The following is a 22545-nucleotide window of genomic DNA, read 5'->3' on the forward strand; positions in this document are numbered from 1 at the left end:
AACGCCGCCGCGGAGCGTGCGCTCCACGGCGGCGTGCCGGATCGGATCAGTGGGTACGTGCCGGCGGCCGCCCGCCGGAGCCGCGCCGGTCGTCGCGCGGCCGGTCGTCCCCGCCCCGCCCCTCCGGGCGGAAGCCGCCCCGGCGGTCCGCCGGACGGAAGTCGCCGCCCCGGTCCCCGAAGCGCCGCTCGCCCTGCGCGCGGTCCTCGAAGCGCCGGTCACCGGCCGGACGGTCGCCGAAGCGCCGTTCGCCCTGGGGCCGGTCGTCGTAGCGCCGTTCGCCCTGGGGACGGTCGCCCTGCGGACGGTCGTCGTAGCGTCGCTCGCCGGTCGGCCGGTCGCCGAAGCGCCGTTCGCCCTGGGGCCGGTCGTCGTAGCGTCGCTCGCCCTGGGGACGGTCGCCCTGCGGCCGGTCGTCGTAGCGCCGCTCGCCGGTCGGCCGGTCGCCGAAGCGTCGCTCGCCGGACGGGCGGCCGAACCGCTGGTCGCCCCGGTCGCCGAACCGGCGCTCGCCCCGGTCGAACGAGCCGCGCCCGTCCCGGTCGCCGAAGCGGCGCGGGCCGGACGGGCGGTCGCCGTACCGGCGCTGCTCCTGCGGCTCCGCACGGACCGGGACCCCGCTGGGCTCGCGTGCGCCGATCAGCTCCGCGAGCGCCGGGTCGCCGGCGCGGACCCGGGTCTCCGCCGGGTGGACCCCGGCCTTCTCCAGCATGGCCAGGGTGGTGCGGCGCTGCTTCGGCAGCACCAGGGTGGCCACCGCGCCGGACTCGCCGGCCCGGGCGGTACGCCCCGCCCGGTGCAGGTAGTCCTTGGGGTCCTTCGGCGGGTCGACGTGCAGTACCAGCGTGACCCCGTCGACGTGGATGCCGCGGGCCGCCACATCGGTGGCGACCAGCACGTTCATCCGGCCCTCCCGGAACTCCGCCAGGGTCTTCGTCCGCATCCGCTGGGTCTTGCCGCCGTGCAGCCCGCCGGCGCGTACGCCCACCGCGGCGAGCTGCTCGACCAGCCGGTCCACGCCGAGCTGGGTACGCGCGAAGAGCATCGTCCGGCCGGCCCGGGCCGCGATCGAGGCGGCCACCGCGAACTTGTCGTGCGGCGGGACCAGCAGCAGGTGGTGCTCCATGGTGGAGACCGACGCGGTCGACGGGGCGGTCGAGTGGGTGACCGGGTCGGTCATGAACCGCTTGACCAGCGAGTCGACGTCACCGTCCAGGGTGGCCGAGAAGAGCAGCCGCTGGGCGTCCGCCGGCGTCTTCGACAGCAGCTCGGTGACCTCCGGCAGGAAGCCCATGTCGGCCATCTGGTCCGCCTCGTCGAGCACGGTGATCTCGACGTCGTCCAGGTTGCAGACGCCGCGCGCGACCAGGTCACCGAGTCGCCCCGGAGTGGCCACGATGATCTCCACGCCCCGGCGGAGCGCGTCGATCTGCCGGTCGTACGGGACGCCGCCGACGGCGGTCTTCAGGAAGATGCCGACGGCCTTGCCGAGGGGCATCAGCGCGTCGTTGACCTGCATGGCCAGTTCCCGGGTGGGCACCAGGACCAGGGCGCGGGGGTACAGCGGCCGGGCCCGGTTCCGCTCGGCGAGCCGGGCGATCATCGGCAGGCCGAAGGCGAGGGTCTTGCCGGAGCCGGTCTGGCCCCGGCCGAGCACGTCGTGACCGGCGAGGGCGTCCGGCACGGTGGCCTGCTGGATCTCGAACGGGGTGGTGATGCCCTGCCGGGCGAGCGCGGCGACGAGCTGCCGGGGCAGGCCGAGCGCGGCGAAGTCGGGGGTTTCGGCGCCGGAGATCTCCTGCGCCGGAGCGTCGGGGACTGCGGGGAACGTGCCGGGGTCAGCGAAGGTGGTCAACAAATGCCTTTCAAGCGGGGCGCATCTTCGCGATGGCCCGCTGCGGCTGAGTGCCGCCGAATCGCCCGCAAGATCGCCCATGGGCGCGCGCCAGGCGCGCCGGGTCAGTGATCTGGACAAGTGTACGGCGGCGGGCCGAACCCGCCACGCGCCGCGAGGGCGTAGTGGGCGGGCTCACCCCGCTCCCGCCCGACCGTCACCGGCCGGTCAGCCCGCTCAACGCGTCGTTGGCCAAAAACACCACGAGCAGGCTGATCGCGATCAGCAGCCCCAGCGCCGCGGCCAGCACGATCACCACCCTGGTGTTGCGGGACCGGGTCGTCGGGGCGTCCTCGGCCCAGCCCTGAGCCAGGATGTGCCCGGTCAGCGAGCCGGAGTTCTCCAGCGGGTTGCCCGTCGGCAGCGACACGGTGGCGAAACCAGGCCCGTCGGTGCCGCCGTACGCCGTGCCGGCCAGGTCCGCGCCGCCCGGGTACGGCGCGGGGACCGGTCGCCCGACGACGGGGGCCGCGCTGACCGGCCGGTCCGCGGCCGGCGCCGCGCTGGTCGGGTACGAGACCCCGGCACCGGGCGCGGCGGCGCGGTGCTCGGTGGGATTTGTCGACGGCGGCCAGGCGGGCAGTGCCGGCGCCGGCACCACCGGCGGTGCGGATACCGGCCCGCCCGCCGGGGTGGCCATGGCGGGCGGGGGCGGGAACGGCGGGGCGGGCATCGGGCCCGGCGGCGGCGGTGGTGCGGGCACCGGGGGGCCGGGTGGCGGCGTCGGGGGCCCGGGCAGCGGGGGAACCGGTCCCGGCGGGGTCGGCCGGGGTGCGGGCGGGGGAGTGGGCACCGGCGGGAACGGGCGCTGCGGTTCCGGCACGGGCGGCGCCGGGGAGGGAGGCATCGGCCCCGGTACGGGCGTGGGGGCGGGCTCGGGTTCCGGGGTGGGTGGCACCGGGGGCTTGGCCGGCTCCGGCGGCTGGGCGGGCTCGGGCGGCTCGGGATTCACCGGCCCCGCCCGGTAGATCTTGGTGCCGCCCGCCTTCGCCGCCACCGCGGCCCCGGCGGCGCCCCCCTCGCCCGGGGAGACCCGGCGCAGCCCGGGCACGGAGGCGCTGGCCCGGGCGGGTGCCGCTTCGGCCGGGTCGCGCGGCCCGGGCACCAGCGGCCCCGGCGTCCCGCCGTCCGGCGCGACGGTGGAGCCGGCCTGAGTGGAGCCGGAGGTGGCGGGCGCCGGATCGACCGGCGGTTCGGCCGCGGCGGTCGCCCGCTCCGGGGCCTGGCCGGGCCGCTCGGCGGCGGCGAAGCCGGACCAGGTCGAGGGCGGCGACGCCGAGGCGCCGGGCTGTCGGCGGTCCAGCGGCGGGACCGCCTCTGCCGGGCCGCCCGCCCGGTACGTGGTCGCGGTGGCCGGTGCGCCGGGACGTTCGCCGGCCGGCGGCGGCGCGGCCGCGCCGGCGACGCTGACCCGGGCGCGCGCCACGGCGGGAGCGCTGCCCGCCGGGGCAGGGTCGGCGGCCCGGTCGGTCACGGCGCGGTCGGGTGCGGGATCGGCCGGCCGGTCGGTGGAGCCGGGCACGGTTCCCGGATGGACCGTCCCCGCGCGAACCTCATGCTCGTCCATGCTCGCCCTCCGCGCCCACGCTCGCACTCGGACCGCCGTGAGCGGGCCGGAAGTGCCTGGATCTCACCGTGCCACATTCCGGCCCGGCAGCACAGCCGGAGTGGACGGTTGGCGGTCAGCCGCTGGTGCTCGGGCTGCTCGAGCTGACCTCCAACGAGCTGTCCGTCGGGGCGGCGCTGCTGGTCGTGGAGGCCGGCTCGGTGGGCGTCGCCGAGCTGGGCGAGTCGGACGGGCTGGGCGTCTCCGTCGGCGACGGCGACGGAGACGGCGAGGTGCTCGGCGACGGCGAGGTCGACGGGCTGGTGGTGGGGGTCGGCTTCGTGGTCGTGGTGGTGGGCTTCGGCGTCGCCGTACGGGTCGGCTTCGGGGTGGCCGTCCGGCTGGGCGTCGCGCTCGGCTTCGGCGTCGTGCCGGGCGTCGGCGGGGCGGTCGTCGCGGTGGGCAGCGGGACGGCGGGACCGCGCACCGCGCCGACGACGCGGGTCGCGGCGTAGAGCCGGGTCCACCGGACGACGGAGATCTTCACGACGTCACCCGTCCGGGGCGCCTCGACCATCTTGCCGCCGCCGATGTACATCGCGACGTGGTGGATGCTCTGCCAACTGCTGCCCGAGGCGAAGAAGAGCAGGTCACCGGGGAGCAGACCGTTCGGATCCACGGTGCGGGAGCGGGTGGCGTAGTACTGGTCCCGGGAGACCCGGGGCAGGTCGTGGTAGCCGGCCGCCTCGTACGAGGCGAGCATCAGGCCGGAGCAGTCGAACCGGTCCGGCCCCTCCGCCGCCCACAGGTACGGGTCGCCGAGCTGGGCCAGCGCGTACCGCACGGCGGCCAGCGCCCGCGGGTCGGCGACCAGCCCGCTGACGTTCTGGCTGCTGACGTACGAGATGCCGATCCGCTGCTCGGCGGCGTCCTCGCGCTTCTCGATCTCGATCAGCCGCGCGGCGTTGTCCCGGCGCAGCTTGAGCAGCACGGCTTCCTGCCGGTGCAGGGCCGCCTCGGCGGCCACGTACGCGGCGTTGCGGTCCTGCACCCGCGCCTCGGCGGCGGCGTGCGCCTCCCGGGCGATCTGCTCGGCCGCGGTGGCCCGGGCGACCTCGCCGTCGACCGCGGTGGTGGCGCCCTCGGCCTTGTCGCCGCGGATGATCCGCTGGAGCATGCTGAGGTCGTGCAGGTCGGCGCCGAACTCGCCGGGCGGCAGCGCGGCGGCGGCCTTGACCGCGTCGGCGGCGGCGGTCTTGGCGCTCTCCTGGGCGCGCAGCAGCGCCTCGTGGGCCCGCTGGAGCTCGGCGGCGGCGGGGGCGAGCTGGGCCCGCGCCTCGTCCCGCTCGCCCTTGACCTTCAGCAGCTCGTCGCCGAGCTGGCCGACCAGCGCGTCCACCGCGTTGATCTGGGCGATGAGCGGGCCGTCGGCGGGGTTGCCGGTCGCCGTGCCGGGGGTCGTGCCGAGCGCGCCGGGCGTGCCGGCACCGGGCAGGCCCGGTACCGAACCCGGCAGCCGCAGACCGCCCGCGACGACCGGGCGGGCCCCGGTGTCGGGAATCGTGTCGGGCAGCGGTGGCTGGGCCCAGGCCGGGGTGGCGAGCGCGGCGGCGGCCACCGCGCCGAGCAGCGCGGACCAGAGCGCCGGCCGCAGCACCGGCGACACCGCCGGACTCCTGCGTGCCTGTCGTCGGCCCTGTGCGCTGTCGACCATTCCGCTCCCCGTCCGGTCTGGTGCGTTCCGCACCCGGTTGGGCGCGGTGATCCGGGACGGTACCGGTGTGTGTGTTCCGCCCCACCCTGTCTTACCTCACGGAGGCAGGGATGTCGATGCGCGGAGGGTGACGACCGGCTGATGGTCCGGTGAAGTACGCCGCCGGGGTTGACCGGCTCGCCGGTTCGTCTGGGGGGAGACGTACGCTCGACCGGGACCGCAGGTGGAAGGGACGTGGCTTTCGATGGACGCCGGACTCAAGCGCGAGCTCGAAGCGAAGGTGTACGCGGGCGAGCGGCTGACCCGCGAGGACGGGATCGCCCTCTACGACAGCGACGACCTGGCCTGGCTGGGCCGGCTGGCGCACCACAGGCGCACCGAGCTGAACGGTGACCGGGTGATGTTCAACGTCAACCGGCACCTCAACCTCACCAACGTCTGCTCCGCCTCGTGCGCGTACTGCTCGTTCCAGCGCAAGCCGGGTGAGAAGGACGCGTACACGATGCGCATCGACGAGGCGGTCCGCAAGGCCAAGGAGATGGAGGACGAGCAGCTCACCGAGCTGCACATCGTCAACGGCCTGCACCCGACGCTGCCCTGGCGCTACTACCCGAAGGTGCTGCGCGAGCTGAAGGCGGCGCTGCCGAACGTCAAGCTCAAGTGCTTCACCGCGACCGAGGTGCAGTGGTTCGAGAAGATCAGCGGCCTGAGCGCCGACGAGATCCTCGACGAGCTGATGGACGCCGGCCTGGAGTCGCTGACCGGCGGCGGCGCGGAGATCTTCGACTGGGAGGTCCGCCAGCACATCGTCGACCACGCCTGCCACTGGGAGGACTGGTCGCGGATCCACCGGCTGGCCCACTCGAAGGGCATGAAGACCCCGTCGACGATGCTCTACGGCCACATCGAGGAGCCCCGGAACCGGGTCGACCACGTGCTGCGGCTGCGCGAGCTGCAGGACGAGACGGGCGGCTTCGCGGTCTTCATCCCGCTGCGCTACCAGCACGACTTCGTCGACTCCGCGGACGGCAAGATCCGTAACCGGATCCAGGCGCAGACCACCATGGCGTCGCCGGCCGAGTCGCTGAAGACGTTCGCGGTCTCCCGGCTGCTCTTCGACAACATCCCGCACCTCAAGAACTTCTGGGTGATGCACGGCCTGTCGGTCGCGCAGCTCTCGCTCAACTTCGGCGTGGACGACCTGGACGGCTCGGTCGTGGAATACAAGATCACGCACGACGCCGACTCGTACGGCACCCCGAACACGATGCACCGGGACGACCTGCTGCACCTGATCTGGGACGCCGGGTTCCAGCCGGTCGAGCGGGACACCCGCTACAACGTGGTCCGGGAGTACGACAAGGCGCCGTCGCTGGCCGAGCGCCGCGCCGAGCCGCAGCAGGTCTGGGCCTGATCGCGCACCGATGACCGAGCAGCAGCAGCGCGCCACCTTCCCCCGGCGGGACGCCGAGGGGCGGATCCTCACCCTGGGCGACCTGCTCGGGGTGAGCCTCGCCGGCCTGGTGATCGGGGTGCTGGCGCTGGTGCTGTTCGAGTGGGCGTTCGCCGCGCTGGGCGATGGCGGCTTCGGCGGCACCAACGGCTGGCTGGCGGTGATCCTGCCGGCCTGGCTCTTCTGGGACGACTTCCGGGCCTGGGAGTTCGGCGCGGCCCGGGTGATCGCCGCCCTGGCCGGCGCGGTGGTCGGGGTGTTCGCCGGGCTGCTGGCGGCCGGGCTGGCCGGGGGGCTGCCGCCGCTGGTCTCCGGCGCCCTGGCCGCGGCGGTGTTCACCGTGGCGTACGCGGTCATCTGGTTTCATGGCGTCCACTGGCTGGCCCGGCGGACGGGCTGAACCCGCACCGACCGGGAGACCGGAAGGCGGAGAACGGAGTGCGAACGTGAGCGCGGCGGTCAAGTACACGCTGGGCCGGATCGGGCTGTTCGTCGGCGTGCTGGCGGCCCTCTGGTTCGTCGACATGAACATGTTCCTGCGGCTGATGCTGGCGCTGGTGTTCTCCGCCGCGCTGTCGTTCTTCCTGCTCCGCGGCTGGCGGGACGAGATGGCCGGCGAGATGGCCGAGGCGGCGGAGCGCCGCCGCGCGGAAAAGGAGCACCTCCGCTCCGCGCTGGCCGGCGAGGACCAGCCCGACCAGGCCGACCCGCACCGCGAGGGCTAGGCCGCGAACGGGGCAGCGGAATCGGGAAGTCCCCGCTAGGGTCTGCCGCCATGGAAAAGATCAACGGGTGGCGGACGAAGGTCTTCGTCTGGATCGGTCTGCCGGTCATCGCCGCCATCGGACTCATGCTGGGTGCCACCGACCTCGCCCCGACCTGGGAGGCGAAGAACGGTGGCGGCACGCCGGGCACGTTCACCGCGGTGGACGAGGAGTGCTCCCGGCGCAACTGCGAGTGGCACGGTGACTTCGTGGCCACCGAGGGCGGCGCCCGGCGCGCCGACGTCATCCTCTACGACGCGCCCGACGGGCTGACCCGGGGCGGCACGGCCGAGGCGCGCGACACGGGCGCCCGCAAGGGCGTCTTCTCCACCACTGGCGGGTCGACCTGGCTGCTGCTCACCGGCCTCACCGTGGCCGGTCTGGCCGCCGCGGTGGCCTGGGTGGTCATCATCGTCCGCACGGTCCGTCGGCGGCGGACCGCCGACGAGACGTCCGCCCCGCCCACCACGTTCGCCCCGTCGCGCTGAGCCGGGGCCACGAATCCTGACGGACCCGCCCTGACCGGCGAGCACCTACCGAACAAGCCCCACCGACGAGCCCGGCACGGAACTCCGTGCCGGGCTCGTCGCGTCCGTGCCGGCTGTCACCAGTTGGTGGAGCCCGCGACGACGGGCCAGGCCACGTCGGTCGGCTTGATCAGGTAGGCGATGCCGCCGGAGCCGCTGCCGGTGCCGCCGCTGGCGGTGGTCCGCTTGGTACGCAACCAGATCTGCTCGAACTGGTCGCGCTTGTAGACGTTCCGGACCGCCTCGTTGCTGGACGAGGCGGGGTCGTTGGCGATGACATCGCCGCCGGCGGTGAAGCCGACCACCACCATCAGGTGGCCCGAGGTGCCGTAGCCCGCCCCGTCCAGCTCGCTGGCGAGGAAGGACTGGCTGGTCACCACGGGGATGCCGGCGGCGATGAAGTGCTCCAGCTCATCGAGCGAGTGCAGCCGCGTCACCTTCGCCTCCAGCCCCGGGAAGCCGGCCGCGTACGCGGTGTTGAACGGCCAGTTGCCGGCGCCGTCGTACTGGTAGTCGTAGGTCATCCGGGCGGCGTGGTTGACCGTCGGGTCGGGGTAGGTCGGGTCCACCCAGGACGTGTCGGCCGCCGAGGGCTTCCGGCCCCAGTACTCGACCACCATCTCGGTGGAGGTCGGCGAGCACCAGGCCTCGCCGCCGCCGTCGTACTCCGGGTAGTGGCCGGCGTGGATGTTTTGTGAGTAGCGCGGGACGGCCAGTTCGGTGCCCCAGGCGATGTGGCCGGCGCTGGGGGTCACCGTGAACCGGTCCGGCACGTTCGAGCTCATCGCGCCGAGCGAGCGGACCACCGGCGAGGCGGTCTGCGCCGGGTCACGGTAGAGGGTCAGCCGCAGTTGGTACGCCTGGAGCAGCACCCCGGCGCTGGTGTCGTCGATGGAGAACGTGTCGGTCCAGATGCTGGAGATCTTGTCGCCCTGCTTGTCGACGGTGGTCCGCTTGATGTCGGCGTCGCCGGAGGCCCAGCGACCCATCACGTACCAGGGGGTCTGCCCGCCGGTGGTGTAGGTGCCCTGGAGTTCGACCTGGATCCAGGTGCCGGCGGGGGTGTCGGCGTTCCAGGAGGCGACCAGCTCGCTGGCGCCGAAGCCGACCTCGGTCAGCGGAGTCGTCCAGGTGCCGTACGCCCAGGTCCGCTTGCTCTTGGCGTGCGGGTCCTTGTACACGGTCGTGCCGACCGGGGTGCCGAGGGTGAGGCCGGCAGGGGTGACCAGCGTGCCGGCGGCCGTGCCGGCCTGCCAGCCGGCGTCGCCGGACCAGCCCTGCCAGGTGATCTGCTCGTCGTGGGTCACCGACTCGGCGGTGACCTGAGCGACGGCCCCGGCGGGGGCGGTGGTGCCGAGGAGGGCGAGCGCGGTTACGCCGGCAAGGGCGATGGCGCGCAGGGATGTCGTGGCCATGGCAGCTCCACAGGAGTGAGGCGTCGTTGCCGTTCACTGTCCCGCGTGGAAGGAATTTTCGCCAGGTGTTGACGGATGGAAAACCATTGCCGGTGTGAGGATGCGGTCGGGATGGATCGCTATAGCGATGAACATTGATATGACCATGTGACTACTGGTGGAGTGTGCGGACAACGGGATCCCCCGTACCCCGAGGAGGTTGTCCATGGCCCTCCGCATGTCCGCCCTGCGCCGACGGCTGGCGATCGTCGCCGCCGTCGGCCTGGGCTTCGTCACGGTCACCGCCGGGCCGGTCTTCGCGCGGCCGGCCCCGGACCGTTCCGCCGAGCCGGCCGCCGCCGGCTACCGGGTGCTCGGCCCGCGCACCCTCGCCGACCGGAACGCGGTCGCCCGCACCGGCGCGGCGATCGACTACTCCGAACACGGCGTCCTGCACGTCACCGCCACCGGGTCCGAGGCCGCCGCGATCACCCGGCTCGGCTTCCGGCTCGAAAAGGACGCCGCGCCCGCCCCCACCGGCGAGGCCGGCACGCTGGCCTTCCCGCCGGCCGACTCCAACTACCACGACTACGCCGAGCTGACCGCGCTGGTGAACCAGGTGGTCGCCGACCACCCGGCCATCGCGAGAAAGACCAGCATCGGCACCTCGTACGAGGGCCGCGACCTGATGGCGGTGAAGATCTCCGACAACGTCGGCACCGACGAGAACGAGCCGGAGATCCTCTTCAACGCCCAGCAGCACGCCCGTGAGCACCTGACCGTCGAAATGGCGATCTACCTGCTCAACCTCTTCACCGACAGCTACGGCAGCGACTCCCGGATCACCACCATCGTCAACTCCCGGGAGATCTGGATCGTCCCCAGCGTCAACCCGGACGGCAGCGAGTACGACATCGCCACCGGCTCCTACCGGTCCTGGCGGAAGAACCGGCAACCCAACAGCGGTTCGACGTACGTCGGCACCGACCTGAACCGGAACTGGTCGTACCAGTGGGGCTGCTGCGGCGGCTCGTCCGGCTCCACCTCGTCGGAGACCTACCGCGGCCCGTCCGCCTTCTCCGCGCCGGAGTCCAGCGCCCTACGCAACTTCGTCAACAGCCGGGTGGTCGGCGGGGTGCAGCAGCTCAAAGCCAACATCGACTTCCACACCTACTCGGAGCTGGTGCTCTGGCCGTTCGGCTACACCACGTCGAACACCCCCACCGGGATGAGCGCCGACCAGTACAGCACCTTCGCCACCATCGGCCAGCAGATGGCGGCCACCAACAACTACACCCCGGAGCAGTCCAGCGATCTCTACATCGCCGACGGCACCAGCATCGACTGGATGTGGGCCGCCCACGGCATCTGGGCGTACACCTTCGAGATGTACCCGGGCTCGGCCACCGGGGGCGGCTTCTACCCGCCCGACGAGGTGATCCCCGCGCAGACGTCCCGCAACCGGGAGGCGGTGCTGCTGCTCTCCGAGTACGCCGACTGTCCGTACCGGGCGATCGGCAAGCAGTCCCAGTACTGCGGCACCGGCGGCGGCACCACGGTCTGGTCGGACACCTTCGAGACCGCCACCGGCTGGACCATCAACCCGGCCGGCACGGACACCGCCACCACCGGGGCCTGGGAGCGGGGCGCCGCCCAGGCGACCAGTTCCTCCGGCGCCAAGCAGCTCACCCCGTACGCCGGGAGCAACGACCTGGTCACCGGCCGGCTCGCCGGCACCGCGGCAGGCGACTACGACGTCGACGGCGAGGTGACGAGCGCCCGGTCCCCGGCCGTGACCCTCCCCGGGACCGGCACGCTCACCCTCTCCCTGGCCTGGTACCTGGCGCACGGCTCGAACGCCTCGTCGGCCGACTACCTGCGGGTCAGCGTGATCCACAGCGGTGGCACCACCACCCTGCTCAACGTCGCGGGCGCGGCCACCGACCGGGACGGCGCGTGGGCGGTGGCGAACCTCAACCTCACCCCGTACGCCGGTCAGTCGGTGCGGATCCAGGTGGAGGCCGCGGACGCGTCCGGGGCCAGCCTGGTCGAGGCGGCCGTGGACAACGTCACGATCACCAGTTCCTGATTCCGGGTGGGGCCCCGGTGCCACCCCCGCCGGGGCCCCACCCACCCCGCCCGTCCGGACGATCTCCGCTGCTCGTGCGCTACCGTGGCACCGACCAACCCGCAGCGAAGCCGGTGCGAAACCGGCGCTGTCCCGCAACTGTGATGCCCCGCACGGCGTCGGCCCCGGCCGGCGCCGACGTGTGTGGGGCGAGCCAGGTCGCCTGCGGCGCGGTCGCGACACGCGCCTTCGAGGAAGGGCGCCTCGCGGACGGGCACGCGAAGGCGGTCCCTGTCGGCGAAGCACCACACTCCTCGACCGACAGGAGGACCCATGTCCAGACGTACCCCCCGGCTCTTCGCCGCGGCCCTCGCGGTGGCCGCGCTGGCCCTCGGCGCCTGCGCCGAGAAGACCTCGACCGACACCCCCGCCGGGGGCAGTTCGGCGGCGGCCGCCTTCCCGGTCACCGTCGGCAAGCTGACCCTGGAGAAGCGCCCGGAGAAGATCGTCTCGCTGTCGCCGTCGGCGACCGAGATGCTCTTCGCCATCGGCGCCGGCAAGCAGGTCACCGCCGTCGACGACAACTCGAACTATCCGGCCGAGGCGCCGAAGAGCGACCTGTCCGGCTTCCAGCCGAACGCCGAGGCGATCGCCGGCAAGAGCCCCGACCTGGTGGTGCTCTCCAACGACACCAACAAGATCGTCGACCAGCTCACCACGCTGAAGATCCCGGTGCTGCTCACCCCGGCGGCCACCACGCTTGACGACAGCTACCAGCAGATCACCGACCTGGGCGCGCTCACCGGCCACCCGGCGGAGGCCGCCGACGTCACCAAGAAGATGAAGGACGACATCGCCGCGCTGACCAAGGACCTGCCGCAGCGGGCGAAGAAGCTGACCTACTACCACGAGCTGGGCCCGGAGCTGTACAGCGTGACCAGCAAGACCTTCATCGGCTCGATCTACACGCTGGCCGGCCTGGAGAACATCGCCGACCCGTCGGACGCCGACGGCAAGAACGGCGGCTACCCGCAGCTCTCCCAGGAGGTCATCGTCAAGGCCAACCCGGACTTCGTCTTCCTGGCCGACACCAAGTGCTGCAAGCAGAACGCGGACACGGTCAAGGCCCGCAGCGGCTGGGCCGGCGTCACCGCGGTGAAGAACAACCAGATCGTCGCCCTCGACGACGACATCGCCTCGCGCTGGGGCCCGCGGGTCGTCGACCTGCTCAGGGCGATCGTCGACGCCACCGCCAAGGTGCCCGCGTGATCCATCGGTGACCGTGCGACCAGCGGAATCCGCCGACCGGCCGGCCGGGACGCTTGACGCGTCCCGGCCGGCCGGCGTGCCCACGTCCAGGTCGGGCCGGGTCGGCCGCTCGGCGCCCGCGCCGGGATCCGGCGGTACGCCCCGACCGGCCGGCCTGCGCACCCGCTGGCTGGTCGCCGGGGTGGTCGCGGTGCTGGTCGCACTGGTCGCCGGGGTGTCCCTGGGCCCGGTCAGCCTGCCGCCGGGCAGCGTCGCCGCGGAACTGATCAACCTGCTGCCAGGGGTGCACCTGGAGAGCGGGCTGACCGAACGTGAGATCGCCATCGTCACCGAGCTGCGGCTGCCCCGGGTGGTGCTCGGCCTGCTGGTCGGCGGGCTGCTCGCCCTGGCCGGCGGCTGCTACCAGGGGGTGTTCCGCAACCCGCTGGCCGACCCGTACCTGCTGGGCGTGGCGGCCGGCGCCGGGCTCGCGGTGACCGCGGTGATCGCCCTCGGCGCCGGGGCCGGCGGCGCGCTGACCGGGATTCCGGTCACCATTCCGCTCGCCGCGTTCGTCGGTTCGCTCGGCGCGGTCGCCCTGACGTACCTGCTCGGCGCGGCCGGGGGACGGGACCGGTCACCGGCGACGCTGATCCTGGCCGGCGTGGCGGTGTCGGCGTTCCTCGCCGCCGGGCAGACGTACCTGCTGCAACGCCACTCGGAGAGCATCCAGCAGGTCTACTCCTGGCTGCTCGGCCGGCTGGCCACCGCCGGCTGGCACGACGTCCTGCTGATCCTGCCGTACTTCGTGCTGACCGCCGTGGTGGTGCTGCTGCACCGGCGCGAACTCGACGTGCTCTCCGTAGGCGACGACGAGGCGACCAGCCTGGGCCTGCACCCGCAGCGGTCCCGCTACCTGCTGATCGCCGCCGCCTCGCTCGGCACGGCCGCCGCGGTCTCCGCCTCCGGCCTGATCGGCTTCGTCGGGATCATCGTGCCGCACACCGTGAGGCTGCTCGCCGGATCCAGCTACCGGGTGATCCTGCCGCTGTCGATGCTCTTCGGCGGGGCGTTCCTGGCGCTGACCGACGTGGTCGCCCGGACCGCGGCCGCCCCCGCCGAGATCCCGATCGGCGTGGTCACCGCCCTGCTCGGCGGCCCGTTCTTCGTGCTGGTTCTGCGTACCGCCCGCCGGGTGTTCACGTGAGCGCGGGAAGCGGGTCGAGCCGCGCGGCGGGGAACGCAGGCGGCCCGGTGAGCGTCCCGGCGGTCGAGGTGCGGGAGCTGCGGGTCACCCTGGGCGGCGCGCCGATCCTGGCCGGCGTCGACCTCAGCGTGGCCGTCGGCGAGTGGGTCACCGTGATCGGCCCGAACGGCGCCGGCAAGTCGACCCTGTTGCGCGCCGTCGGCGGCCTGCTGTCCGCGCCTGGCGCGGTCTCCCTCTTCGGTACGCCGATCCAGTCGCTGCGCCGCCGGGACCGGGCCCGGGTGGTGGCCACCGTGGCCCAGTCCCCGGTGGTGCCGGCCGGCATGTCGGTGCTCGATTACGTGCTGCTCGGCCGCACCCCGTACATCCCGCCGCTCGGGCGGGAGTCGGCCGCCGACCTGGCCGCCGTGCACGAGGTGCTGGACCGGCTGGACCTCGGCGGGTTCGGACGCCGGGAGCTGGCCACCCTCTCCGGCGGCGAGCGGCAGCGGGTGTTCCTGGCCCGGGCGCTGGCCCAGGGCGCCACCCTGCTGCTGCTGGACGAGCCGACCAGCGCGCTGGACATCGGCCACCAGCAGGAGGTGCTGGAGCTGGTCGACCAGCTCCGCCGGGAGCACGGCCTCACGGTGCTCGCCACGATGCACGACCTCTCGGTGGCCGGCGAGTACGCCGACCGGATGGTCCTGCTCGCCGACGGCCGCGTCGCCGCCGTGGGCCCACCCCAGGAGGTGCTCACCGAAACCCTGCTGGCCCGGCACTACCGCGCCCGCGTCCGGGTGATCCCCGGCGAACACGGCCCCCTCGTCGTCCCCGTCCGCCCCCGCTGACCCCTCCCGACGCCGCTTCGACGAATGACGACTCTTTCCCGGGAAGGAGGGGAGGGATCAGGAGAGGGCGGTGATGGAGAAGAGGGCGCCCTGGGGGTCGCGGAGCGCGGCGGTGCGGCCGGCGGGGTTGTCGCGGGGCGGGACCAGGATGGTGCCGCCGAGCTCGGCGGCGCGCGCGGCGGTGGCGTCGGCGTCCTCGACGGAGAAGTAGACCGACCAGTAGGCCGGCAGGTCGGCCGGCAGCTCCGCCAGCGGCGGCATCATGCCGGCCACGACCCGCGCCCCGCAGCGCCAGCCGGTGTAGGTGATCGAGCCCACCTGCTGGTCCTCCGGCTGCCAACCGAAGACCAGCGCGTAGAACTCCTTCGCCCCCTCCGGGTCGGGGCTGACCAGCTCGTTCCAGCACATCGCCCCGGGCACGTTGAACAGCTCGGCGCCGCGCATCGCCATCGGCTGCCAGACGCTGAACACCGCACCGGCCGGGTCGGCGAGAACCGCCATCCGGCCCTGGTCCAGGACGTCGAACGGGGCGACCACGACCTGCCCGCCGGCCGCCTCCACCCGGGTGGCCGCCAGGTCGGCGTCGTCGGTCGCCACGTACGTCGACCAGATCGGCACCTGGTCCGGGGTGGCGGGCGGACCGGCCCCGGCGACCGCCCGGCCGCCCTTGAGGAAGACGGTGTAGCCGCCCGCCTCCGGCTCCGGGGAGACCCGACCGGTCCATCCGAACAGCTGCGGATAGAACCGCTTGGCGTCGGCCAAATCCGGGGTGGCCAGGTCGGCCCAGCAGGGCGTGCCGGGCTCGACGGTGCTCACGCTGACCCCTCTCGGCGGGGACGCGCCCCGACGGCACGCCCTGCCGGCATCGTGGCACCGTCCGCCGCCCGGCGGGCCGGATTCGGTCAAGACGTCGGCGGTGCCGGGTCAGCCGAGCGGCTCCGGCAGTGGCTCGGTGTGCAGCACGGAGAGCCGGGAGACCGCCCGGGTCAGCACCACGTAGAGGCGGTGCAGCCCGCGTGGCTCCGCCGCCACGATGGCGGCCGGCTCGACGACCACGACGTGGTCGTACTCCAGGCCCTTCACCAGCGTCGCGGGGACCACGGTGACCCGCGCCGCGGTCTCCACCTCGTCGGCGGTCGCGGTCTGGACCCCGTCGGCGGCGAGCGCCGCGCGGAGCCGGTCCACCGCGTCGTCGGCGGCGATGACGCCGACCGAGCCGTCGTGCCCGAGCGCCGCCCGCACCTCGGCCACCGTCGCCGCGACCAGGTCGTCCACGGTACGCACGTCGAGCGCGCCGTCGCGGCGCAGCGACTCGGCCGCGGGTACGTCGACGGCGAGCGCCGGCAGCAGCCGGTTGGCGAACGCGACCACCGCCGCGGGCACCCGGAAGCCGATGCTGAGCGGCACCACCAGCGCGTCCGGCTTGCCCAGGTGGGCCAGGGACACCCGCCAGTCGGTGGCCGCCCACGGGGCGGTGCCCTGGGCCAGGTCCCCTAGGAGGGTGATCGAACCGTGCTCGCTGCGCCGGGCGATGGCCCGGCACTGCATCGGGGAGAGGTCCTGCGCCTCGTCGACGACCACGTGCCCGAAGCCGGCGGGCCGCTCGATCAGCCCGGCGGCCTCGTCGATCAGCACCGCGTCGGCGGTGGTCCATCTCGTCGCCTTCGGGGTGCGCCCCAGCTTCGTCCCGGCCCGCAGCAGGGCCTGCTCGTCGGCGGTGAGCAGCCCGTCCGCCGCAGCGGCGAGCGCCTCCGGGTCACCGAGCAGGCTGTGCACCAGCCCCTCGGGGCTGAGCGCCGGCCAGACCGCGTCGAGGAAGGCGCTGACCGGCTTCGCCCGGCCCATCCGGCGCAGCCAGGCGTCGCTCGGTGACTCGGCGCGGCGCGCCTCGGACTGGCGTTGCAGCAGCCCCACCACCCGGGCCAGGACCCGCTCCCGCCCGGTCGCGTACGGCAGCCCCTCCCCGCGGGTCTCCTCGACCACCCGGTGCAGCGGGTCGACGCCGATCCGCCAGCGGAACGAGCCGTCCGAAACCATGATCGGCTCGGTCGGCGCGCCGATGTGCCGGTCCACCGCGCGGCGCAGCACCTCGGCCATCCGGATGTCGTGCTTGAGGGTCGCCACGGCCGGGTCGTCGACGGCCCGGACCGGTACCCGGGCGATCAGGTCCTCCACGGTGGCCTGCGCGACCTCGACCTCGCCGAGCGCCGGCAGCACCGCCGCGATGTACGACAGGAAGGCCCGGTTCGGCCCGACGATCAGCACGCCCGAGCGGCGCAGCCGCTCCCGGTGCAGGTAGAGCAGGTACGCGGCCCGGTGCAGCCCGACGGCCGTCTTGCCGGTGCCCGGCGCCCCCTGGACGCAGATCGAGTCGGCCAGGTCGGCGCGGACCAGCTCGTCCTGCTCGGGCTGGATGGTGGCGACGATGTCCCGCATCGGCCCGACGCGCGGGCGCTCGATCTCGGCGGTGAGGATCCGGCTGGCCGTGCCCAGCTCCTCGCCCCGGTCCAGGTGCTCGTCCTCGAAGCTGGTCAGCGCTCCGGTGCTGAAGCCGAACCGGCGGCGGACGGCGACGCCCTGCGGGTCCCGCGCGCTGGCCCGGTAGAAGGAGCGGGAGATCGGGGCCCGCCAGTCCAGCACCAGCGGCTCGCCCGCCTCGTCGGTGACGTGCCGCCGCCCGACGTGGTAGTCCCGACCGGCGTGGTCGGGGTCGGCCGCACCGAAGTCCAGCCGGCCGAAGAAGAGCGGGGTGGTCGGGTCGTCGGCGAGTTCGGCGACTCGCCGGGCCATGTGGCGGCCCAGTTGTTCGGCGGTGTAGGCGTCCCCGGCGACCTTGTCGCCGGTGGCGAAGAGGGCCTCGGCGCGTTCCCGCATCCGGCGCAGGGCGGCGCGGGAGGTGTCCAGGTGGGTGCGTTCGGCGGTGAGTTCGTCGTCCAGGGTCTGTTCATGGGCGTGCAGGGTCATCCACGTACTCCTCGACACGGGAAAAACGCTGCCGCTCGCGTTTCCGACCTGATGGGTCGGCGCGGGGACGTCCTGTGCGGTGCTACTCACCACGGCCGTCAGGCGGGACAGAGCATGTTACTCCGGCCCCCGCCGGGGGCAACCGGTTTTGCCCAGCTCAGCACGACGGGTGGTGGACCAGGTCGACGACGTCCCGGCGCTGCTGATCAAGGCTCCAGTCGGTGACCTGCGCCAGGTCCAGGGTGACCGGAGGACGCCGACCCGGCCGGGGGGCAGATGCCGGCCGAGCCTAGCGGGGCGGCCGGGTGTGGCCCGGCGACGGTGTGCGGTGCCCGCGCGGGGAGGAATCATGGGGGCATGACCGAGGCGCGCCCCGAGCAGCGCCGGGTGACGATCAGCGACCCGCAGGTGATGCGGGCGCTGGCCCATCCGGCCCGACTCGCGATCATGGAACATCTCAGTTCGTTGGAGGGCGGGGCGACCGCGACCGAGTGCGCGGAGATCGCCGGGCTCTCGCCGAGCGCGACCAGCTACCACCTGCGGGCGCTGGCGAAGTTCGGGCTGATCGAGGAGGCACCCAGCCGGGGCGACGCCCGGGAGCGGGTGTGGCGGGCGTTCAGCCCGTCGTACTACGTGGAGTCGGGGCCGGAGGCCGACTCCGACGCCCGGGCGGCCGAGCTGGCCCTGGTGGACGCGCACCTCGTGCGGGACAGCCAGCGCGCCCGGGACTGGATCAGCCGCGCGCCGGACGAGCCGCGAGAGTGGTACGAGGCCGCCTGGTTCAGCGACACCCTGCTGCTGCTCACCGCCGGCGAACTCGCCGGGCTCAACGAGGCGATCCAGGAGCTGATGGAGCCCTACCGGCGGCGCCTGCGGGCGACCGACCCGCCCGAGGGGGCGCGCACGGTGGCCGTGCAGTACCCGGGATCTGCCTCGCCCTCGCGTACGCCGACCAGCCGGCCCTGGTCATCGCCCTGGTGGCGTTGCTCGCCACCGGTCTCGCGGTCATCCAGCCGGTGCTCGCCGCCCTGGTCCCGGCCATGGTCCGGGCCGACGACCTGCCCCGGGCCAGCGCGCTCAACCAGACCGCCGGCACGCTCGGCGCGCTCGCCGGGCCGGCGCTGGCCGGGGTGCTGGTCGGCACCTTCGGCGCCCGCCTGCCGCTGCTCGTCGACGCCGGCAGCTACCTCGCGCTGGTGGCGGCCGGGCTGCTGATCCGTACCCGCCGGGGTGGCGCGCGGGGGACGGCGCCGGCGGCTGCCGACGGCGCGTCCGTGCCGCCCACCTGGCGGCTGCGCCAGGATCCGCTGCTGGTCGTGATGGTGGGCAGCCTCGCCGCGGTGGTAGCTGCGGTCGGTGCGATCAACGTGGTCGAGGTCTTCTTCATCCGGGAGATCCTGGGCAGCTCCACCACCATGTACGGGCTGGTGACCGGCTCGTGGACGCTCGGCATCGTGCTCGGCGGCTGGCTCTTCGCCCGGCTCGCCCGGCGGCTCACCGACGACGGCGCGCTGCTCGGCGCCGGCCTCGCCCTGCTCGGCGGCTGCTGCCTGGCGGTACTGGGCTCGGCGGCGGTGCCCGCCGCGATGCTGCTCGTGCCGATCTGGCTGGCCGGCGGGGTGGCCAACGGCGGGGACAACGTCTTCAACAACCTGCTGCTGGCCCGCCGCGTCCCCGAGGCGTCCCGGGGCCGGGCGTTCGCCGTGTTCGGCGCCGCGGTCCAGGGCGCCGGGATGGCCGGTTACCTGATCGGTGGCCTCCTGCTGGAGCTGGCCGCACCCCGACCGCTGGTCGCCGGCGCCGGGGTGGCCGGCCTGCTGGTGGTCGCCGCGGTGGTGGCGCCGGTGCGGCGCGCGGTCCGCGCCGAGCGGGCGGCCCGGCTGCCTGCCGCCGGTCGGCCGGCTGCGGAGTTGGCCACTCCGGCACCCTCCCGCTGAGCCGGCGACGGACGGCGGGGATACCGTCGGGACATGGCTGACCGCATCGCCCGCCCTCGGGTCGGACACATCCAGTTCCTGAACTGCCTGCCGATCTACTGGGGGCTGATGCGGTCCGGCGCGCTGCTCGACGTCGACCTGTACAAGGACTCGCCGGACCGGCTGAACGCCGCGCTGGTCGCCGGCGACCTCGACATCGGGCCGATCTCACTCGTGGAGTACGTGCGGCACGCCGACGAGCTGCTGCTCCTGCCGGACCTGGCGGTCGGCAGCGACGGCCCGGTGCTGTCGGTCAACGTGGTCTCCACCCGGCCTCTCGCCGAGCTGGACGGCGCCCGGGTCGCGCTCGGTTCGACCTCGCGGACCGGCGTCCTGCTGGCCCAGCTGCTGCTCGGCGAGCGGTACGGCGTCCGGCCGGACTACTTCCGCTGCCCGCCGGACCTGACCCAGATGCTGCTGGAGGCCGACGCCGGGGTGCTGATCGGGGACGTGGCGCTGCGCGCCCTCTACGAGGCGCCCCGCCGAGGTCTGGCGGTCACCGACCTCGGGCAGGCCTGGCGGGAGTGGACCGGCCTGCCCATGGTCTTCGCCGTCTGGGCGGTCCGCCGCGACTTCGCCGCCGCCCACCCCGGCCTGGTGAAGGAGGTGCACGAGGCGTTCCTGCGCTCGCGCGACCTGTGCCTGGCCGAGCTGGACCAGGTCGCCGAGGCCGCCGCCCGGTGGGAGCCGTTCGACGCGGCGACCCTGGCGACCTACTTCCGCACCCTCGACTTCTCCCTCGGCGAGCGGCAGGTGGCCGGGCTGCGCGAGTTCGCCCGGCGGGCCGCCGCCGTCGGCGAGGCCCCGGCCCTGCCCGAGGGCGGTCCGGAGTTCTTCGCCGGCTGACCGGCCCGCGAGCCTGTCCCCTTGAACGGCGACGTGGCGGCATCCCGGCGACCGGGACACCGCCACGTCGGCGATCTGGGATGTGGCTCAGGTGGCCGGGCGGAGCAGCGCCTCGGTGATCTTCTGGCAGTTCTTCATGCCGTACTCGTAGCCCATGTTGATCGGGTAGCGGACCATCACGCCCATCGTCCAGGTGTCACCGATGGCCATGCAGTTGATGTGCATCTCCTGCTCGCGCTGCCGGTCGATCCAGCCGTTCTTGATGGCGATGGTCTTCTGCTGGGCGGTCGGGAACGCCTTGCGGATGCCGAAGTCGCCCACGCCGCGGACCAGTCGCATCTCGTTCAGCAGCCACTTCGTCCACTTCGGTCCGGCGGCCCGGCCGTCGGAGATGCAGAGCCCGAGCCGCGCGGTGTCCCGCGGGGACAGCGCGGTCCGGCTCCAGCCGCCGTCGGCGGCCACCTTGCTGTCGGTGAGCTTGCAGGTGGCGATCAGCCGCTTGATCGAGGCCGACCGGCCGACGCCGTTGTAGAACTGCTCGGCCCGGGTGTTGTCGCTGTCCCGAATGATCTGGGTGGCGTCGTCGAGTTTGGCGTCGCTCGGGGTCTGCCCGGCCTCGTTGGCCCGGCGCAGGTAGTCGGCGACGATCCAGGACTTGATCATCGAGGCGGTGGTGCTGGTCTCGCCCATGTTCTTCGAACCGATGATCTTGCCGGTCCGCTTGTCCAGCACGCTCCAGGCGTACCAGCCCTTGATGTCGAGGTCGAGTTCCTGGGCCTGGAACGGCAGCGGCTCGAGGGAGGGGGACGGCGACGGGGTCGGCTGGGGCCGGTCGCTGCGGTCGGTGGGCGTGTTGGTGGAACGGCCGGCCGACCCGGCCGGGTGGGCGGCGGTCGCGGGGCGCAGCGGGGAACCGGGGACCAGCCGGAGCGCGACGAGCACCAGGCCGACCAGCACGACGGCGACGGCGGCGAACGTCAGCGGGCGCTGGCTACTGCCCGGGCGGCGCCGGTTGCCGGCCATCAGAGCTTCCCGATCGGCTGCTGCGGCACCTTGAGGGCCGCGCCGGGCTGCGGGGTGACGAGCTGGGTGGCGACGCTGGCGCACACCTTCGCGCCGTAGTCGAGGCCGCTCTTCTGCGGGTAGCGCAGCATCACCGCGAGCGTCCACTTGTCGGTGACGGCGAGGCAGTTGACGTGCCACTGGACGTCCGCCCAGAGCATGGTGAAGCCGTTCTTGATGCTGACCGGACCCTGCGCCTTGATCTCGTCCGGCAGGCCGTCGATGATGCCCCAGCGGCCACCGCCCTGGGTGGTCTGCTGGTCCTTGACGCCGCCGCGGACCTTGGTCATCTCGCTGAGGACGAACTTGGTCCACTTCGGCCCGGCGGCCGTGCCGTCACCGATGCAGTCGCCCATCCGGACCGCGTCCCGCGGCGACATCTGGGTGTACGCCCACTTCGCCCGGGTCGGCTCGATCTTCGTGTCGGTCAGCTTGCACAACTTGATCAGCCGATCCAGGACCGGTCGCCGCCCGCCGGCGTTGTACAACGACTCGGCGGACTTGTCGTTGCTGTCCCGGATGGCGGTGACGATCTCCTGCTTCCGCTTGGCGCTCAGCGGCTTGTCGCCGAGCTGGTGCAGGTAGTCGGAGACGATCCATGCCTTGATCATCGACTCGGTCGAGTTGGTCGACGCCATGTTCTTGGCACCGCTGATCTTCCCGCTCTCCCGGTCCATCAGCGCCCAGGAGAAGAAGGCTCCGTTGAAGTTCACCGCGACCGGCCCGGCGGCCAGGGTGGGCGGGGGCGGTGTGGTGGGGGCGGGCGCGGGCACGTTCGCCACGCCGCCGCCGATGCCGCCGATGCCGGAGAGGCCGTCGCCGGAGAGGCGGGCGTACGCGGCGGGCACCAGCATGACGCCACCGATGAGGACCGCCACGATGGCGAGCACCATGGTCACGCGAGGTCGCATGAGTGGGTGAGCTCCAGATGTCTGGCCGGGGGACCGGCTTTTCCGTATGGGTACGGCCTGATCGCCGAGGCCGGGGGAGTGGCCGTGAGCTGGTGGCGATCGTCAGCAGCCGATCGGTGTGCCGGGGGAAGTCTACTTCCGGAC

Annotated in this window: 18 protein-coding genes, 1 pseudogene and 1 riboswitch; of the genes and pseudogenes, 11 read left to right on the forward strand and 8 right to left on the reverse strand. The window is 73.6% G+C overall.

The annotated features are described in order from the left end of the window. Positions 1–46 precede the first annotated feature (46 nt). The 3 genes from I8N68_RS06220 to I8N68_RS06230 form a co-directional block, all read right to left on the reverse strand. Entirely contained in the window at positions 47–1855 is a 1809-nt protein-coding gene (locus tag I8N68_RS06220) for a DEAD/DEAH box helicase (RefSeq protein ID WP_372433678.1), read from the reverse strand. Positions 1856–2051: 196 nt separating this feature from the next. Continuing rightward, the gene (locus tag I8N68_RS06225) at positions 2052–3461 is read right to left on the reverse strand and encodes a hypothetical protein (protein ID WP_200208866.1); all 1410 of its coding nucleotides are present in this window, start codon (positions 3459–3461) and stop codon (positions 2052–2054) included. Between the two features lie 115 nt (positions 3462–3576). After that, positions 3577–5154 (reverse strand): C40 family peptidase, encoded by a 1578-nt coding sequence (locus I8N68_RS06230; RefSeq protein WP_200208867.1) that lies wholly within the window; start codon positions 5152–5154, stop codon positions 3577–3579. Positions 5155–5398: 244 nt separating this feature from the next. On the opposite strand from I8N68_RS06230, the gene mqnE reads away from it, so the two are divergent. The 4 genes from mqnE to I8N68_RS06250 are packed head-to-tail and all read left to right on the forward strand — an operon-like array spanning position 5399 to position 7859. Continuing rightward, complete coding sequence (gene mqnE, locus I8N68_RS06235; protein WP_200208868.1) at positions 5399–6568, forward strand: aminofutalosine synthase MqnE; 1170 nt, start codon at positions 5399–5401, stop codon at positions 6566–6568. A gap of 10 nt (positions 6569–6578) precedes the next feature. Beyond that, positions 6579–7007: a hypothetical protein gene (locus tag I8N68_RS06240; protein ID WP_200208869.1), complete on the forward strand. Its 429-nt coding sequence runs from the start codon at positions 6579–6581 to the stop codon at positions 7005–7007. A gap of 46 nt (positions 7008–7053) precedes the next feature. After that, entirely contained in the window at positions 7054–7332 is a 279-nt protein-coding gene (locus I8N68_RS06245) for a DUF4229 domain-containing protein (RefSeq protein WP_200208870.1), read from the forward strand. Positions 7333–7382: 50 nt separating this feature from the next. After that, positions 7383–7859, forward strand: coding sequence for a hypothetical protein (locus I8N68_RS06250; RefSeq protein WP_200208871.1), 477 nt, complete (start codon positions 7383–7385; stop codon positions 7857–7859). A 116-nt stretch (positions 7860–7975) separates the two neighbouring features. On the opposite strand, the gene I8N68_RS06255 is transcribed toward I8N68_RS06250, so the two are convergent. Beyond that, on the reverse strand, positions 7976–9313 hold the full coding sequence (locus tag I8N68_RS06255; protein ID WP_200208872.1) for a C39 family peptidase: 1338 nt from the start codon (positions 9311–9313) through the stop codon (positions 7976–7978). Between the two features lie 205 nt (positions 9314–9518). Here I8N68_RS06255 and I8N68_RS06260 point away from each other — a divergent pair, with 205 nt between their 5' ends. The 4 genes from I8N68_RS06260 (at position 9519) to I8N68_RS06275 (ending at position 14642) form a co-directional block, all read left to right on the forward strand. Further along, complete coding sequence (locus I8N68_RS06260) at positions 9519–11381, forward strand: M14 family metallopeptidase (protein ID WP_200208873.1); 1863 nt, start codon at positions 9519–9521, stop codon at positions 11379–11381. A gap of 109 nt (positions 11382–11490) precedes the next feature. Then, a riboswitch (cobalamin riboswitch) is annotated at positions 11491–11579 on the forward strand. A 114-nt stretch (positions 11580–11693) separates the two neighbouring features. Continuing rightward, the gene (locus I8N68_RS06265) at positions 11694–12629 is read left to right on the forward strand and encodes an ABC transporter substrate-binding protein (protein WP_200208874.1); all 936 of its coding nucleotides are present in this window, start codon (positions 11694–11696) and stop codon (positions 12627–12629) included. Positions 12630–12783: 154 nt separating this feature from the next. Then, complete coding sequence (locus tag I8N68_RS06270; protein ID WP_200208961.1) at positions 12784–13815, forward strand: FecCD family ABC transporter permease; 1032 nt, start codon at positions 12784–12786, stop codon at positions 13813–13815. A 47-nt stretch (positions 13816–13862) separates the two neighbouring features. After that, complete coding sequence (locus tag I8N68_RS06275) at positions 13863–14642, forward strand: ABC transporter ATP-binding protein (protein WP_200208875.1); 780 nt, start codon at positions 13863–13865, stop codon at positions 14640–14642. 57 nt (positions 14643–14699) lie between these two features. Here the strand turns inward: I8N68_RS06275 and I8N68_RS06280 are convergent, their stop codons facing one another. Both I8N68_RS06280 and I8N68_RS06285 read right to left on the reverse strand, forming a co-directional pair. Further along, complete coding sequence (locus I8N68_RS06280; RefSeq protein ID WP_200208876.1) at positions 14700–15458, reverse strand: VOC family protein; 759 nt, start codon at positions 15456–15458, stop codon at positions 14700–14702. A gap of 108 nt (positions 15459–15566) precedes the next feature. Continuing rightward, on the reverse strand, positions 15567–17606 hold the full coding sequence (locus I8N68_RS06285) for a HelD family protein (protein WP_200208877.1): 2040 nt from the start codon (positions 17604–17606) through the stop codon (positions 15567–15569). A gap of 411 nt (positions 17607–18017) precedes the next feature. On the opposite strand from I8N68_RS06285, the pseudogene I8N68_RS33845 reads away from it, so the two are divergent. The 3 genes and pseudogenes from I8N68_RS33845 to I8N68_RS06295 all read left to right on the forward strand — a co-directional run. Next, positions 18018–18182, forward strand: a pseudogene (locus I8N68_RS33845) (ArsR/SmtB family transcription factor); the annotation flags it as partial. Positions 18183–18367: 185 nt separating this feature from the next. Next, positions 18368–19543 carry an MFS transporter gene (locus I8N68_RS32725; protein ID WP_372433679.1) on the forward strand — a complete coding sequence of 392 codons (1176 nt, stop codon included), beginning with the start codon at positions 18368–18370 and terminating at the stop codon, positions 19541–19543. Between the two features lie 33 nt (positions 19544–19576). Continuing rightward, the gene (locus I8N68_RS06295) at positions 19577–20428 is read left to right on the forward strand and encodes a menaquinone biosynthetic enzyme MqnA/MqnD family protein (protein ID WP_200208879.1); all 852 of its coding nucleotides are present in this window, start codon (positions 19577–19579) and stop codon (positions 20426–20428) included. An 87-nt stretch (positions 20429–20515) separates the two neighbouring features. Here the strand turns inward: I8N68_RS06295 and I8N68_RS06300 are convergent, their stop codons facing one another. Together I8N68_RS06300 and I8N68_RS06305 are read right to left on the reverse strand one after the other, a co-directional pair. Next, positions 20516–21451 carry a hypothetical protein gene (locus tag I8N68_RS06300; RefSeq protein ID WP_200208880.1) on the reverse strand — a complete coding sequence of 312 codons (936 nt, stop codon included), beginning with the start codon at positions 21449–21451 and terminating at the stop codon, positions 20516–20518. After that, a complete protein-coding gene (locus I8N68_RS06305) occupies positions 21451–22401 on the reverse strand; it encodes a hypothetical protein (RefSeq protein ID WP_200208881.1) in 951 nt (316 codons plus the stop codon). The genes I8N68_RS06300 and I8N68_RS06305 overlap by 1 nt, the downstream gene beginning before the upstream one ends. Positions 22402–22545: the final 144 nt, after the last annotated feature.

This window comes from Micromonospora coerulea (genome assembly GCF_016598485.1).
Lineage (GTDB): Bacteria > Actinomycetota > Actinomycetes > Mycobacteriales > Micromonosporaceae > Micromonospora > Micromonospora coerulea.

Coding starts and splice junctions, on each gene's coding strand:
- I8N68_RS06300 (WP_200208880.1), bottom strand. CDS start 21,451: ATGGCCGGCAACCGGCGCCGCCCGGGCAGTAGCCAGCGCCCGCTGACG.
- I8N68_RS06265 (WP_200208874.1), top strand. CDS start 11,694: ATGTCCAGACGTACCCCCCGGCTCTTCGCCGCGGCCCTCGCGGTGGCC.
- mqnE (WP_200208868.1), top strand. CDS start 5,399: ATGGACGCCGGACTCAAGCGCGAGCTCGAAGCGAAGGTGTACGCGGGC.
- I8N68_RS06295 (WP_200208879.1), top strand. CDS start 19,577: ATGGCTGACCGCATCGCCCGCCCTCGGGTCGGACACATCCAGTTCCTG.
- I8N68_RS06305 (WP_200208881.1), bottom strand. CDS start 22,401: ATGCGACCTCGCGTGACCATGGTGCTCGCCATCGTGGCGGTCCTCATC.
- I8N68_RS06255 (WP_200208872.1), bottom strand. CDS start 9,313: ATGGCCACGACATCCCTGCGCGCCATCGCCCTTGCCGGCGTAACCGCG.
- I8N68_RS06225 (WP_200208866.1), bottom strand. CDS start 3,461: ATGGACGAGCATGAGGTTCGCGCGGGGACGGTCCATCCGGGAACCGTG.
- I8N68_RS06240 (WP_200208869.1), top strand. CDS start 6,579: ATGACCGAGCAGCAGCAGCGCGCCACCTTCCCCCGGCGGGACGCCGAG.
- I8N68_RS06260 (WP_200208873.1), top strand. CDS start 9,519: ATGGCCCTCCGCATGTCCGCCCTGCGCCGACGGCTGGCGATCGTCGCC.
- I8N68_RS06230 (WP_200208867.1), bottom strand. CDS start 5,154: ATGGTCGACAGCGCACAGGGCCGACGACAGGCACGCAGGAGTCCGGCG.
- I8N68_RS06285 (WP_200208877.1), bottom strand. CDS start 17,606: ATGACCCTGCACGCCCATGAACAGACCCTGGACGACGAACTCACCGCC.
- I8N68_RS06250 (WP_200208871.1), top strand. CDS start 7,383: ATGGAAAAGATCAACGGGTGGCGGACGAAGGTCTTCGTCTGGATCGGT.